Annotated in this window: 16 protein-coding genes; 7 read left to right on the top strand and 9 right to left on the bottom strand. The window is 62.9% G+C overall.

The annotated features are described in order from the left end of the window. Positions 1 to 324, top strand: a complete 324-nt coding sequence (gene trxA / locus BPNPMPFG_RS24610; RefSeq protein WP_111545430.1) for a thioredoxin — start codon at positions 1 to 3, stop codon at positions 322 to 324. 131 nt (positions 325 to 455) lie between these two features. Next, positions 456 to 737 carry a cupin domain-containing protein gene (locus tag BPNPMPFG_RS24615; RefSeq protein WP_258591223.1) on the top strand — a complete coding sequence of 94 codons (282 nt, stop codon included), beginning with the start codon at positions 456 to 458 and terminating at the stop codon, positions 735 to 737. 262 nt (positions 738 to 999) lie between these two features. Here the strand turns inward: BPNPMPFG_RS24615 and BPNPMPFG_RS24620 are convergent, their stop codons facing one another. From BPNPMPFG_RS24620 to BPNPMPFG_RS24640, 5 genes are all read right to left on the bottom strand, one after another. Further along, positions 1000 to 2325, bottom strand: coding sequence for a bifunctional folylpolyglutamate synthase/dihydrofolate synthase (locus BPNPMPFG_RS24620; RefSeq protein ID WP_258591224.1), 1326 nt, complete (start codon positions 2323 to 2325; stop codon positions 1000 to 1002). Positions 2326 to 2445: 120 nt separating this feature from the next. Beyond that, positions 2446 to 3372, bottom strand: coding sequence for an acetyl-CoA carboxylase, carboxyltransferase subunit beta (gene accD / locus BPNPMPFG_RS24625; protein WP_258591225.1), 927 nt, complete (start codon positions 3370 to 3372; stop codon positions 2446 to 2448). 48 nt (positions 3373 to 3420) lie between these two features. Next, complete coding sequence (gene trpA / locus BPNPMPFG_RS24630; RefSeq protein WP_258591226.1) at positions 3421 to 4260, bottom strand: tryptophan synthase subunit alpha; 840 nt, start codon at positions 4258 to 4260, stop codon at positions 3421 to 3423. 2 nt (positions 4261 to 4262) lie between these two features. After that, positions 4263 to 5513 (bottom strand): tryptophan synthase subunit beta, encoded by a 1251-nt coding sequence (gene trpB / locus BPNPMPFG_RS24635; RefSeq protein ID WP_258591227.1) that lies wholly within the window; start codon positions 5511 to 5513, stop codon positions 4263 to 4265. Positions 5514 to 5601: 88 nt separating this feature from the next. Next, on the bottom strand, positions 5602 to 6261 hold the full coding sequence (locus BPNPMPFG_RS24640) for a phosphoribosylanthranilate isomerase (protein WP_258591228.1): 660 nt from the start codon (positions 6259 to 6261) through the stop codon (positions 5602 to 5604). A gap of 112 nt (positions 6262 to 6373) precedes the next feature. On the opposite strand from BPNPMPFG_RS24640, the gene BPNPMPFG_RS24645 reads away from it, so the two are divergent. Next, positions 6374 to 6592 carry a hypothetical protein gene (locus BPNPMPFG_RS24645; RefSeq protein WP_258591229.1) on the top strand — a complete coding sequence of 73 codons (219 nt, stop codon included), beginning with the start codon at positions 6374 to 6376 and terminating at the stop codon, positions 6590 to 6592. Between the two features lie 96 nt (positions 6593 to 6688). Here BPNPMPFG_RS24645 and BPNPMPFG_RS24650 read toward each other — a convergent pair whose 3' ends face one another. The 4 genes from BPNPMPFG_RS24650 to BPNPMPFG_RS24665 form a co-directional block, all read right to left on the bottom strand. Continuing rightward, positions 6689 to 7447 (bottom strand): M48 family metallopeptidase, encoded by a 759-nt coding sequence (locus tag BPNPMPFG_RS24650; RefSeq protein ID WP_258591230.1) that lies wholly within the window; start codon positions 7445 to 7447, stop codon positions 6689 to 6691. Positions 7448 to 7548: 101 nt separating this feature from the next. Continuing rightward, entirely contained in the window at positions 7549 to 8019 is a 471-nt protein-coding gene (locus BPNPMPFG_RS24655) for a DUF2852 domain-containing protein (RefSeq protein WP_258591231.1), read from the bottom strand. 74 nt (positions 8020 to 8093) lie between these two features. Further along, entirely contained in the window at positions 8094 to 9278 is a 1185-nt protein-coding gene (locus BPNPMPFG_RS24660; RefSeq protein ID WP_258591232.1) for a benzoate/H(+) symporter BenE family transporter, read from the bottom strand. Next, entirely contained in the window at positions 9278 to 10066 is a 789-nt protein-coding gene (locus tag BPNPMPFG_RS24665) for an alpha/beta hydrolase (protein ID WP_258591233.1), read from the bottom strand. The genes BPNPMPFG_RS24660 and BPNPMPFG_RS24665 overlap by 1 nt, the downstream gene beginning before the upstream one ends. A 201-nt stretch (positions 10067 to 10267) precedes the next feature. On the opposite strand from BPNPMPFG_RS24665, the gene infC reads away from it, so the two are divergent. The 4 genes from infC (at position 10268) to rplT (ending at position 12477) form a co-directional block, all read left to right on the top strand. After that, the gene (infC, locus tag BPNPMPFG_RS24670) at positions 10268 to 10804 is read left to right on the top strand and encodes a translation initiation factor IF-3 (protein WP_010912915.1); all 537 of its coding nucleotides are present in this window, start codon (positions 10268 to 10270) and stop codon (positions 10802 to 10804) included. 199 nt (positions 10805 to 11003) lie between these two features. Beyond that, on the top strand, positions 11004 to 11630 hold the full coding sequence (locus tag BPNPMPFG_RS24675; RefSeq protein WP_258591234.1) for a methyltransferase family protein: 627 nt from the start codon (positions 11004 to 11006) through the stop codon (positions 11628 to 11630). A 204-nt stretch (positions 11631 to 11834) separates the two neighbouring features. Further along, positions 11835 to 12038, top strand: coding sequence for a 50S ribosomal protein L35 (gene rpmI / locus BPNPMPFG_RS24680; protein WP_006201248.1), 204 nt, complete (start codon positions 11835 to 11837; stop codon positions 12036 to 12038). Between the two features lie 37 nt (positions 12039 to 12075). Then, positions 12076 to 12477 (top strand): 50S ribosomal protein L20, encoded by a 402-nt coding sequence (gene rplT, locus BPNPMPFG_RS24685; protein WP_023672281.1) that lies wholly within the window; start codon positions 12076 to 12078, stop codon positions 12475 to 12477. The last annotated feature ends 66 nt before the right edge of the window (positions 12478 to 12543 follow it).

The raw sequence follows: 12543 nt of genomic DNA on the forward strand, positions 1-12543 counted from the left end.
ATGACCACCGTCAAGGTCGACAAGAGCAATTTCCAGGCCGATGTGCTTAACGCCAGCGTACCGGTCGTCGTCGATTTCTGGGCGGAATGGTGTGGTCCTTGCAAGATGATCGCCCCGGCGCTCGAAGACATCGCCACCGAACTCGGCGCCAAGGTCAAGATCGCCAAGCTGAACATCGACGAGAATCCCGAGCTCGCCGCGCAGTTCGGCGTGCGCTCGATCCCGACGCTGATGATCTTCAAGGGCGGCGAAGTGGCCGACATGAAGGTTGGCGCAGCACCCAAGACCGCGCTGTCGCATTGGATCAACGGCAGCCTCGCCTGATCCGTCTGACATCTTGATATCAAGCCCGGCCTCGCGCCGGGCTTTTTGTTGGCGTCATCGCTGCGCCGCTCTGGCTCTCACGTTGCGCCACTCCATGTCTTCTGTTGGCAGCAGAAGCAGGGAGAAACGCTATGACCGGATCCGCCAAGGCCACCGTCTTCATCGACAATGAGCGCGTCATCGTCACCGAGTACCGCTTCCAGCCGGGCGACAACACCGGCTGGCACCGCCATGGCCACGACTATGTCGTCGTGCCGCTGATGGACGGCAAGGTGAAGCTGATGACCAAGGACGGAGAATCCTTCGCCGAGATGAAGAAGGGCGCACCCTATTTCCGCAAGGAGGGCGTCGAACACGACGTCATCAGCGCCAATGAAGGCGAATACGCTTTCATCGAGATCGAGCTGAAGTAGGAGCGGGCTCTGCGATCGATGAGCGCCGGTGATACTGGAAACGTTGGCGCCGCCCCTCATCTGCCTGCCGGCATCTTCTCCCCGTATAGTGACGGGGAGAAGATGCCGTCGCAATCCTCGGCGCCTTTCCTGCAACGGCGACAATTGGCGAAATCGTTCGTGACAGCGTCTTTCTCCCCGTCACTATACGGGGAGAAATGTCCGGCAGGACAATGAGGGGCGGCGCTGACCGCCGATGTAAACGGCTTTACAACGCCACGCCTTAAGTCGGCGGCGTGCCGTTCTCGGCCAGCACGGCACCGGCCAGATAAAGCGACCCGCCGATCAGGATGCGCGGCGCTGGGCCATCCCAGGTGTCGCGCAGCAGCATCAGCGCGCTCGCGACGGAACTCACCGGCTCGGCAGTCAGCCCGGCTTCCGTCGCGCGGATCGCCAGTTCGTCGTTCGGCACGCCGGCGTCGCTCAGGCTCACCGGCACCGTGTAGACATGGCGGGCAAGGCCCTTGAAGGCACGGAAATAGCCGCTCTGGTCCTTGGTGTTGATCATGCCCGAAATGAGGAAAAGCGGCCGCGGGTTCTTTTCCTCCTGCTCGGCCAGCGCTTCGGCAACCACCACGCCGGCGCCCGGATTGTGGCCGCCGTCGAGCCAGATGTCGGCGCCCTTCGGCGCCAGTTCGGCCAGCCGGCCCTGCACCAGTTTCTGCATCCGGCCGGGCCAGGCGACACTGGTCATCGCCTTCTCGGCGGCGCGATGGCTGATTTCGAAGCCGGCCGCCTTGACCGCCGCGATCGCCGCCGCCGCATTGGCGAACTGGTGGCGTCCGGGCAGCCGTGGTGGCGGCAGATCCATCAAGCCGTCCTCGTCCTGATAGACCATGCGGCCGTTTTCCTCGAAGGCCAGGAAATCCTGGCCGTAGACGAAGGTCGGGCACTCAAGCCGCTCGGCGGTCTCGATCAGCACCTGCAGCGCCGTCTCGCTTTCCTGCGCGCCGATGACGACCGGGCAGCCGCGCTTGATGATGCCGGCCTTTTCGGCGGCGATCAGTTCGACACGGTCGCCGAGATAGGCCTCGTGGTCGAGCGACACCGGCATGATCACCGATACGGCCGGCTCGTTGACGACATTGGTGGCATCGAAACGGCCGCCGAGCCCGACCTCGATGATGGCGGCATCGGCCTGGTGCTCGGAAAACAGCAGAAAGGTCACGGCGGTGAGGATTTCGAAGACGGTGATCGTCTCGCCTTCATTGGCCCTGGCGACGCGGGCGATGGCGTCCGCGAACACCCTGTCGTCGACCAGCCTGCCGCCGCCATCGGCGGCCAGCCGGTAACGCTCGTGCCAGTTGACCAGATGCGGCGAGGTGTGGACATGGACGCGGTAGTCGGCCGCCTCGAGCAGCGCGCGCGAGAACGCCGCGCACGAGCCCTTGCCGTTGGTGCCGGCGATGTGGATCACCGGCGGCAACCGGTCCTGCGGATTGTCCAGCCGTTTCAGCAGCCGTGAAATGCGGTCGAGCGAAAGGTCGAAGCCTTTCGGGTGAAGTGCCATCAGGGCTTCGATTTCGCGGTCGGCGGCAAGCGTTGTCATGGCGCAATCCTGGTGCATGGCCCGAGAACCAGAATCGGTTTCGCAATGACCATGGCAATCAAAAAGCTACAGCGCGCCATGGATAGGGCGCAATCGCTGTTCGCGTCGCTCGGTGTCGCGTCAAGCCTGTGGGCGGGCTTCCTGAGAGATTACCGCCGGCGGCAGGATTTCCGGCTCGAGCGGCTTTTGCTCCTCCGGCAGCTTGAGCAGCATTTTCAGAAGCCGTGCGATCGTTTCGCGCATCTGAAGCCGCGACACCACCATGTCGACCATGCCGTGTTCCATCAGATATTCGGAGCGCTGGAAGCCGTCCGGCAGTTTTTCGCGGATGGTCTGCTCGATGACGCGCGGCCCGGCAAAGCCGATCAGCGCGCCGGGCTCGGCGATGTGCACGTCGCCCAGCATGGCGTAGGAGGCGGTGACGCCGCCTGTGGTCGGGTTGGTCAAAACGACGATATAGGGAAGGCCGGCTTCCTTCAGCCGGTCGACGCCGACCGTGGTGCGCGGCAATTGCATGAGGGATAAAATACCTTCCTGCATGCGGGCGCCGCCGGAAGCGGCAAACAAGATCAGCGGCCGCTTGCGCTGCAAGGCCACTTCGAAGCCGTGCACGATGGCATCACCGGCGGCCATGCCGAGCGAGCCGCCCATGAAGGCGAAGTCCTGCACGGTCACCACCACCGGCAGGCCTTCGACGGTTCCCAGCGCATTGATGATGGCGTCCTCGAGGCCGGTCTTGGCCTTGGCGTCCTTCAGCCGGTCGACATAGCGCTTCTCGTCACGGAATTTCAGCGGATCCTGCATGACCTTGGGGTTGTCCAGGGTCTCGTATTTGCCGTCGTCGAGGAAGAACTTCAGCCGCTCCTTGGCCGAGATCTTCATGTGATGGCCGGAGGACGGGATGACGAACTGGTTGGATTCCAGATCCTTGTGGAACACCATCTCGCCGGTCTCCGGATCCTTGATCCAGAGGTTCTCGGGCATGTCGGTGCGCCGGCCGAGCATCGAATTGATCTTCGGGCGAACGTAATTGGTGATCCAGTTCATCGCTTCGGCTCCTGTCCTGACGAAGATTTGGGAAGAGAGGTAGGAAAACTATTCGGCGGCAGCAAGGCGGGCCGAGCGCACGCCTTGCGCAAGGCCGCTGACCAGGGTGGCGACAGCTTCGGCCGGATCGGCGGTCTTTTCGCCCTTCGGCCCCAGCACATTGGCCACCGCGTTGACGATCGCCGTGCCGACGACGACGCCGTCGGCATTGGCGCCGATGACGCGCGCCTGCTCGGCGGTCTTGACGCCGAAACCGACGCAGACCGGCAGGTCGGTATGGCCCTTGATGCGCTTGACCGCCGCCGCCACCTTGCCGGTGTCGGCCAGCGCCGAGCCGGTGATGCCGGTCATCGACACGTAGTAGACGAAGCCCGATGTGTTCTGCAGCACCTTGGGCAGCCGTTTGTCGTCGGTGGTCGGCGTCGCCAGCCGGATGAAGTTGATGCCCGCCTTGAGCGCCGGAATGCACAGTTCCTCGTCCATTTCCGGCGGCAGGTCGACGACGATCAGCCCGTCGATGCCGCTGGCGATCGCGTCCTTGAGGAAGCGGTCGACGCCATAGATGTAGATCGGATTGTAGTAGCCCATCAGCACGATCGGCGTTTCATTGTCTCCGGCGCGGAATTCCGACGCCATCTTCAGTGTCTTGACCAGCGTCTGGCCGCCTTTCAGCGCCCTGAGGCCCGCCGCCTGGATCGCCGGGCCATCGGCCATCGGATCGGAAAAGGGCATGCCGAGCTCGATGATGTCTGAGCCGGCTCCAGGCAGTGCCTTCATGATCGACAGCGAGGTGTCGTAGTCGGGGTCGCCGCCCATGAAATAGGTGACGAGCGCCGGGCGGCCTTCGGTCTTCAGCTTCGCCATGCGGCGATCGATGCGGGTGGTCATGATCAGATCTCCATGCCCAGCATGCTGGCCACCGTGTGCACGTCCTTGTCGCCACGGCCCGACAGGTTGACGATGACGATCTGGTCCTTGTCCATGGCAGGCACGATCTTCACCGCATGCGCGATGGCGTGCGCCGATTCCAGCGCCGGGATGATGCCTTCGACACGCGTCGTCAGCTTGAAGGCCTGCAGCGCCTCGTCGTCGAGGATAGGCACGTATTCGACACGGCCGCTGTCGCGCAGCCAGGAATGCTCCGGACCGACACCCGGGTAGTCCAGCCCAGCCGAGATCGAATGGCCGTCCATGATCTGGCCGTCGGAATTCTGCAAGAGATAGGTGCGGTTGCCGTGCAGCACGCCGGGTTTTCCTGCATTCATGGAGGCGCAATGCTCGATGCCGTCGAGGCCGCGCCCGCCGGCTTCGATGCCGATGATGCGAACCTCTTTGTCGTCGAGGAAGGGATGGAACAGGCCGATGGCGTTCGAGCCGCCGCCGACAGCGGCGATGATGGTGTCCGGCAGCCGGCCTTCCTGCTCGAGGATCTGCGCGCGCGCCTCGGTGCCGATCACCGACTGGAAGTCGCGCACCAGTTCCGGATAGGGGTGCGGGCCGGCGGCGGTGCCGATCAGGTAATAGGTGTCTTCGACATTGGTCACCCAGTCGCGCAACGCCTCGTTCATGGCGTCCTTCAGCGTGCCATGACCGGCGGTTACCGGCCGCACTTCGGCGCCGAGCAGCTTCATGCGGAAGACGTTGGGGCTTTGGCGGGCGACGTCGGTCGCGCCCATATAGACGACGCAGGGAAAGCCGAAGCGGGCGGCGACCGTGGCCGATGCCACGCCATGCTGGCCGGCGCCGGTCTCGGCGATGATGCGCTTCTTGCCCATGCGCTTGGCCAGCAGGATCTGGCCGAGGCAGTTGTTGATCTTGTGCGAACCGGTGTGGTTCAAATCCTCGCGCTTGAAATAGACCTTTGCGCCGCCCCCGAGGCCCTTCGCCGAGGAAACCTCACGAAGATGCTTGGTCAGGCCTTCCGCGAAATAGAGTTTCGACGGCCGCCCGGCATAGTGGGTCGAAAGGTCCGTGAGTTCAGCCCGGAAATCCGGATCGTTCTTGACCTCGTTCCAGTTCCGCTCGAGGTCGAGGATCAGCGGCATCAGCGTTTCGGCAACGAAACGACCGCCGAAAATGCCGAACATGCCCTGTTCGTCGGGTCCGGTGCGGAAGGAATTGGGTGTCGCCGGCTTGTCCATCGCCGATCTCCTGCATCTTGACTGGTGGGCATGTCCTTGTCGGAAAAGCGGTTCCCACTTTTCCGGGACATGCTCTGGTTTGAGCCGGTCAGGCGGCGCGGTCGTCGCGTGCTGCCCTGACGGCCCGGAAAAACTGCTCGATCAGCGCCGGATCCTTGACGCCCGGCGCGCTTTCCACGCCTGAGGAAATGTCTATTCCGGGCGGATTGGCAAGCCGAAGGGCATCGCCGATGTTGGCGGCGTTGAGCCCACCGGAAAGCATGTAATCGACGCCGGCGTCAAGGCCGGTGAGAATGCGCCAGTCGTAGGCCACCCCGTTGCCGCCCGGCAGCTCAGAGCCCTTTGGGGGCTTGGCGTCGAACAGGAAGTGGTCGGCGATGCCGATGAACGGCTTTATCCGTTCGAGGTCGGCAGTCTCGCTGACCGGCAGCGCCTTCATGACGGGCAGGCCGAACCGAGCCTTGATCTCCACCACCCGCTCCGGCGTTTCCGAACCGTGCAGCTGCAGCATATCGGGCTGCATCGCCGCCACGATCTCGTCCAGGAAGGCGTCGCTGGCATCGACGGTGACGGCGACCGCTTTTGCCCTGCCGCGCGCCGCCTCGCGCAGGCGGCCAGCCTCGGCAGGTTGGACATAGCGGGGGCTTTTGGCGAAGAAAATAAAGCCGACATGGCTGGCGCCGCCGGCCAGTGCCGCGGCCATTGCCTGGTCGGTTTTTAAGCCACAGATCTTGATATCGAGCGCCATGACGCGGGAATTGGCATGAAAAGCGCTAAGAGTCGAGGAAAAGCATGCTGTTTGCCGGCGCAGCCAAAGGCGCTACCTATGGATGGACAGAATGCAAGGCGGGAGCACGATCATGGCCGACAGAACAATTGCCGAACTCAAGCAGAAGATCGCGCAGGCGCGCGAGGTCATCGCCCATCTGATGGACAAGGCCGCCTTCAACGGCGCCGAAGCGCATCGCGCGCTGGATTATTTCGGCGGCGATGAATTCGACGGTAACTTCCTGCCCTGGCCGCATCATGGGGATGAAGGGCTGCGACCGGATGAGCTCAACGCCGCGAATGATGATTGAGTTCGTCATCCTAGGGTCTACGCCGCGTCGCTTCGCTCCTTGCTCCGCCCTAGGATGACGAAGCTGGAGAGGCCTTCGCCAAGCTTCGACATATCCCTACTCGAACGCAATCGCCTGCAACGCGCCGCCATTGCGCTTTAGCCAATCCTTGCAGCGGTCGGTGTCGGGGCAGAGTTTCTCGCACAGTTTCCAGAATTTCGGGCCGTGGTTCATCTCCTTGAGATGCGCCACCTCATGCGCGACGAGGTAATTTATCACCGGCGCCGGCGCCATCATGATGCGCCAGGAAAACGACAGATTGCCGTCCGAGGTGCAGGAGCCCCAGCGGCTTGACGTGTCCTTGAAACGGATCGCCTTGGCGCGCTTGCCGAGCGCTTCGGTGTGTTTGGCCACCAGCTTCTCGATCTCGCGTTTGGCCTCGCGCTTGAGAAAATCGGCGATGCGGCGTGGCAGATGCACACGGTCGCCATGCACGATCAGCAGCGGGCCACGCTCGTCGCGTGACACTGTCACGGTACCGCGTTTCGAGGGCTCGTGGACGATGCGGTGTGGCACGCCACGCACCGGGATCCTGATGCCCGGCCGCACCTGCGGCCGTGTCGGAACCTTGGCCAGCCGCTGCTCCAGCCAGTCCTGGTGACGGTCGAGGAATCTCTCCACCTCGCCGCGGCGCAGGCCCGGCGGCACGGTGATGCGCAGGCCCTGGCCGCCCGAATCGATGCGCAGCGTCAAACGGCGCGCCCTGGCGCTCTCGACGATCCTGAGCGGCAGCGTGCGTCCGGCAACGACATGCTCGCGCTCTTCTACAGGCGCGGGCTTGGGCTTTGTCAGATTGCGGAAGAAGCCGAAAGACATGGCTCAACGATACGTGATTCGAGGAAAACGAATAGAACAAAAAAGAAACGGCGCCACTCGCGCGACGCCGTTTTTTTCACGATCTGGCCTGTCGCCGGGCCTTAGTCGTCAAGCAGGTTCGAGCCCTTGCCACGCTTGGTGGTGTTCGGATCGGTTTTCGTCGGCGCCGCCGACTTGTTGCGGTTGGCCATGAAGCGATCGAACTCGTCCTGGTCCTTGGCGCGGCGCAATTCGCGGGCGTATTCGTCGAACTGGGTCAGCATCTCGTCGAGCTTGCGGCGCTCTTCGTTCAGCCGTTCAAGTTCCTTTTCGCGCCAGTCGTCGAAAGCGACGTTGCCGGTGCGGTTGGAACCATTGCCCCAGCGTGCGGCCTTGTCGGAACCGCGGCGGCAGCCGGCGAAGATGCCGTCGGTCGCCCGGTTGACGTCACGCTTGAAGCCATCGAGGCGGTCGCCCCAGATGATGTAGGCGAGCATGGCGAAGCCGAGTGGCCAGAACACCATGAAACCGACCACCATCAACGCGATGGTTGCCGGCGTCCAGGCCGGACGGATCAATGCGGATGTGTTCATTTCTCCCATTCCTTCGGTTGGAGACAGCCAAATCCGGCTGCGTGGAATCGAAATGGGAAGAGAAAAACGGCGATTCAAGGCAATGTCCGCCAAAACCGGACAAGCTCCTGAAATGATTGTCGCTTTTTGAGCATATCGAGGAAAAGCACGACCAGGCCGGCAATCAGGCCCCAGAATGCGGCACCGACGCCGAACAGCGTCAGCCCCGACGCGGTGACGACAAAGGTGACGGTGGCGGCCATCCGATCGGCCTCTTCCTTCAGCGCGATCGACAGCGCGTTGGCGAGCGACGCCATCAGCGCGAGACCCGCGACCAGCACGATCAGGCTCTGCGGCAGGACGGCGAAGATCGCCACCAGCGAAGCGCCGAAAATCGCGAAGACGAGATAGGCGAGCGCATAGAAGGGACCGGTCTTCCAGCGCTCGGCGGGGTCGGGATGGACGTCCGGCCCGGTGCAGATCGCCGCCGAGATCGCCGCCAGGTTGGTGGTCGAGCCGCCGAACGGCGCTGACAGCAGCGAAAGCAGGCCGGTGACGCCGATCAGTGGCCCGGGCTCGGGGTGGTAGCCGGCGGCGCGCAGCACCGCCAGGCCCGACAGGTTCTGCGAGGCCATGGTGACGAGATAGAGCGGCAGCGCCAGGCCAATGATCGCCTTGGCGGTGAAATCAGGCGCAATCAGCGTCAGCGTCGATAGTTCCGGTGTCGGCAGTCCGCCGACACGCCCGGTCAGGAAGGCGGCGAGGCCGCCGCCGATCAGAACCGCCAGCACCGACAGCGCCGGATTGAACAGCCGGATGACGAAGAACGCTGCGATCAGCGGCAGGATCAGCCACGGGTCGACGGGAATGGTCCTCACTGCATTGAGCGCGAAGCTGACGACGATGCCGGCCAGCATGCCCGAGGCGACCGATGGCGGTATCCTCGAGATCAGCTGCGTCAGCGGTCGAAACAGCCCGGTGGCGATCAAAAGGACAGCGGTTACGATGAAGGCGGCGACGGCCTCGCCTATCGAGAAACCGCTCGAAGCCGCCATCAGCGCCAGGCCCGGCGTCGACCAGGCGGTGATGACAGGCATTTTCGTGCGCCATGACAGCCACAGGCTTTCGATCGCCATGGCAAGGCAGATGGTCGTCACCCAACTCGCCGTCTCGATCTGCGTCGCGCCGACCGCCTTGGCGGCGGCGATGACGATGGCCAGCGTGCCGCCGAAGCCGACGATGGCCGCGACAAAGGCGGATATCGGGATGGAGGCGCGCATCAGTTCCCCTTCCGCGCCATCGCACCGACGGCCCGCACCAGCATGTCGAGATCCTGCGGCCGCGACAGCCGATGGTCGCCGTCGGGGATCAGCGACAAGGTCACATCGTCGGCCGGCAGCAGACTGACCAGCTTCAGCGCGTGGCTTGCCGGCACGTCCGCATCGGCCAGTCCCTGCAAGATGTGCACCGGGCAATGCGTGTCGATCGGGCCTGTCATTGTCAGGTTGTTGCGTCCGTCCTCGATCAGCGCGCGCGTGTAGATGTAAGGCTCGGCAGAATAGTCCGACGGCTCCTCGAAGAAGCCTTTTTCGGCGAGGTCGCGCTTCTGCGCCTCGGTCAGATTAGGTTCGACCAGTTCAGCGGTAAAATCCGGCGCCGGCGCCAGCAGCACCAGGCCAGCGACATTGCTGTCATCAGCCTTGCGCAATTCCTGCACCATGCGCAGCGCGATCCAGGCGCCCATCGATGAGCCGACCAGGATCTGCTTGCCCCGGGTGAAATGCCGGAACACGGCAAGGCTCTGCGCAAGCCATGTCGAAATCGTGCCGTCGGCAAAGGCGCCGCCGGATTCGCCATGGCCGGAATAGTCGTGGCGCAGGAACGCGCGGCCTTCTCTTGCCGCCCAGTCCGACAGCGTCTGCGCCTTCGTGCCCAGCATGTCCGACTTGTAGCCGCCGAGCCAGACGATGCCGGGCTCAGCCCCTGTTGTATGGCGCACCGCGATGCTCGATCCCCCAACATCCAGAAAGATTGGGACATCCGGAAAGATTGGTGGCGTGGCAATCATGGCTTTTTCCTCACCGCTTGCTTTTGACACAGCCAGCGGCGAGGCGGAAAGTGCTCGTGATGTTTCTTTGTTTGGTGCAGCGATCAGGGTGATTTCCTGTCGACGCTGTGCTATTGACTCCGCCCGCGCGCTCCCCACATTGGCGCGTCCACGCATCAAGACTGACAAATCCTGAACGAAACGGCCAAGGAGACCACGACCATTCGCAGACCTTTCAAAGCAGCGGCGCCGACCAAGGATGGCCCGCGCTCCAACCGTGATATCCGGGTTCCCCGGGTCCAGCTTATCGACGCCGAAGGCCAGAACCGCGGCGATGTTTCCATCAACGACGCATTGCTGCTCGCCGAAGAGGCTGGGCTCGACCTCGTCGAGATATCGCCCAATGCGGTGCCCCCCGTCGTGAAGATCCTCGATCTCGGCAAGTTGAAATACGCCAACCAGAAGAAGGCGGCCGAGGCGCGCAAGAACCAGAAGGTCATCGAGATCAAGGAGATCAAGATGCGCCCGAACATCGACAGCCATGACTACGAGACCAAGATGAAAGCGGTTCGCCGCTTCTTCGAGGAAGGCGACAAGGTCAAGCTGACGCTGCGGTTCCGTGGTCGCGAGATGGCGCATATGGAACTTGGCATGCAGCTTCTGAACAAGGTTCGCGAGGAAGTGGCGACCATCGCCAAGGTCGAAGCGGAACCGAAGCTCGAAGGCCGCCAGATGATGATGGTGCTGGCACCGCGCTAGATCACGATCCGGTTAGTCGTGGCCCTCGCGCTCCAAATCCGCCTGAATTGTGCTACAGGGCGTCCCGACGATCGGCGGGACGCCTGTTTCTCGGCCGCAGCTGCGATCGCCGGCTCTGTTTTGTGCATGTCGTCCTCCCAAAACCGGGGACATTTTTGAGCGACATGCATTAGGCTTCTCGACGATCGGAGTCCTCACCTTGGACAAAGAACCCAAATACGGGCTGGGTAACTACCAGCAAATGCGTCGGCTGGTGCTTGCCGGGCTCGTGGTTGTGCTGTTCGCGGTGCTGCTGTTCGGGCAGTCAACCTTCCCGCCCGACACGCCGATGCATGAATCGATCGAGATGTTCGGCGTTCTGCTGATTTTCCTCGGTATCATCGGGCGCCTTTGGGCGACGCTCTACATAGGTGGGCGCAAATCGTCCGAAGTGGTGACGGGCGGACCCTACTCGATCACCCGCAACCCGCTCTATGTGTTCTCGACCGTGGCCGCGGCCGGTGTCGGCGCACAGATCGGCTCGTTCTCCGGCATCCTTCTCTTTGCGCTCCTCTGCGCCGGCGCCTTCCATATCGTCATCCTGCGCGAGGAGAAGTTCCTGACAGAAGCACTCGGCGCGCCCTATCAGGCCTATCTGGCGCGGGTGCCGCGCTTCTTCCCGAAGCTTTCGCTTTACCAGGAGGGCGATACCGGCAGCTTCAAGCCGCGCCTGCTGTTGACCACGCTGCTCGACGGCCTGGTGTTTCTCGTCGCGCTGCCGGCTTTCGAGCTGATCGACGGCGCCCAGCAGTCAGGTATTTTGCCGGTGTTGTTTAGGCTCCCCTGATCGAGGGGCGGGCGCCGCGTCCCGATGTCCCGGGAATACGCCGCGCAACGGGTGTTGCACAGCCGCCTGCTTTGACGTATAGGACCGCGTTCCAAAAAACCGCCCGGCAGGGCATGCCGTGGCGGTTTCATTTGCTTTTCGGGCTTTGGTCGGCCCGGAGCGAACAAGAAGCGCGATAGTGCGCCAACAATACGGAGTAGCAAAATGCCCAAGATGAAGACCAAGTCCGCCGCCAAAAAGCGGTTCAAGATCACAGGTACGGGTAAAGTCCTGTCGGCTGCGGCCGGCAAGCGTCACGGCATGATCAAGCGTTCCAACAAGTTCATTCGAAATGCCCGCGGCACGATGGTTCTGGCTGAACCGGATGGCAAGAAGGTCATCAAGAATTTTCTGCCGAACGGCCTCTAAGGCATTCGGTCCGGACACGTTTTAAGGAGATCATGACATGGCACGCGTAAAGAGAGGCGTCACCTCGCACGCCAAGCACAAGAAGGTCCTGAAAGCCGCGAAAGGCTTCTACGGCCGCCGCAAGAACACCATCCGCATCGCCAAGCAGGCGGTGGAAAAGTCGATGCAGTACGCGTATCGCGACCGCAAGAACCGCAAGCGCTCGTTCCGCGCTCTGTGGATCCAGCGCATCAACGCCGCGACGCACGAGCACGGCCTGACCTATGGCCGCTTCATCGACGGCCTCAACAAGTCGGGCATCGAGATCGACCGCAAGATCCTGTCGGACATGGCCATCCATGAGCCGCAGGCTTTCGCCGCCCTGGTCGCCAAGGCCAAGGTTGCGCTCGAATATCTGAAGAACACCACGCCGAACGCTTTTGAAAGCGCTGTCGCTTAAGACCAGCGCTTCCCAAGCATTCGAAATTCTGATTTGGGGAACCCGCGCTGGCACGGCTGGCGCGGG

The organism is Mesorhizobium sp. AR07 (assembly GCF_024746815.1).
Lineage (GTDB): Bacteria > Pseudomonadota > Alphaproteobacteria > Rhizobiales > Rhizobiaceae > Mesorhizobium.

Excerpts from the sequence above, each read along its gene's own strand:
- trxA (WP_111545430.1), top strand. The coding sequence starts at position 1 with ATGACCACCGTCAAGGTCGACAAGAGCAATTTCCAGGCCGATGTGCTT.
- BPNPMPFG_RS24615 (WP_258591223.1), top strand. The coding sequence starts at position 456 with ATGACCGGATCCGCCAAGGCCACCGTCTTCATCGACAATGAGCGCGTC.
- BPNPMPFG_RS24620 (WP_258591224.1), bottom strand. The coding sequence starts at position 2,325 with ATGACAACGCTTGCCGCCGACCGCGAAATCGAAGCCCTGATGGCACTT.
- accD (WP_258591225.1), bottom strand. The coding sequence starts at position 3,372 with ATGAACTGGATCACCAATTACGTTCGCCCGAAGATCAATTCGATGCTC.
- trpA (WP_258591226.1), bottom strand. The coding sequence starts at position 4,260 with ATGACCACCCGCATCGATCGCCGCATGGCGAAGCTGAAGACCGAAGGC.
- trpB (WP_258591227.1), bottom strand. The coding sequence starts at position 5,513 with ATGGACAAGCCGGCGACACCCAATTCCTTCCGCACCGGACCCGACGAA.
- BPNPMPFG_RS24640 (WP_258591228.1), bottom strand. The coding sequence starts at position 6,261 with ATGGCGCTCGATATCAAGATCTGTGGCTTAAAAACCGACCAGGCAATG.
- BPNPMPFG_RS24645 (WP_258591229.1), top strand. The coding sequence starts at position 6,374 with ATGGCCGACAGAACAATTGCCGAACTCAAGCAGAAGATCGCGCAGGCG.
- BPNPMPFG_RS24650 (WP_258591230.1), bottom strand. The coding sequence starts at position 7,447 with ATGTCTTTCGGCTTCTTCCGCAATCTGACAAAGCCCAAGCCCGCGCCT.
- BPNPMPFG_RS24655 (WP_258591231.1), bottom strand. The coding sequence starts at position 8,019 with ATGAACACATCCGCATTGATCCGTCCGGCCTGGACGCCGGCAACCATC.
- BPNPMPFG_RS24660 (WP_258591232.1), bottom strand. The coding sequence starts at position 9,278 with ATGCGCGCCTCCATCCCGATATCCGCCTTTGTCGCGGCCATCGTCGGC.
- BPNPMPFG_RS24665 (WP_258591233.1), bottom strand. The coding sequence starts at position 10,066 with ATGATTGCCACGCCACCAATCTTTCCGGATGTCCCAATCTTTCTGGAT.
- rpmI (WP_006201248.1), top strand. The coding sequence starts at position 11,835 with ATGCCCAAGATGAAGACCAAGTCCGCCGCCAAAAAGCGGTTCAAGATC.
- rplT (WP_023672281.1), top strand. The coding sequence starts at position 12,076 with ATGGCACGCGTAAAGAGAGGCGTCACCTCGCACGCCAAGCACAAGAAG.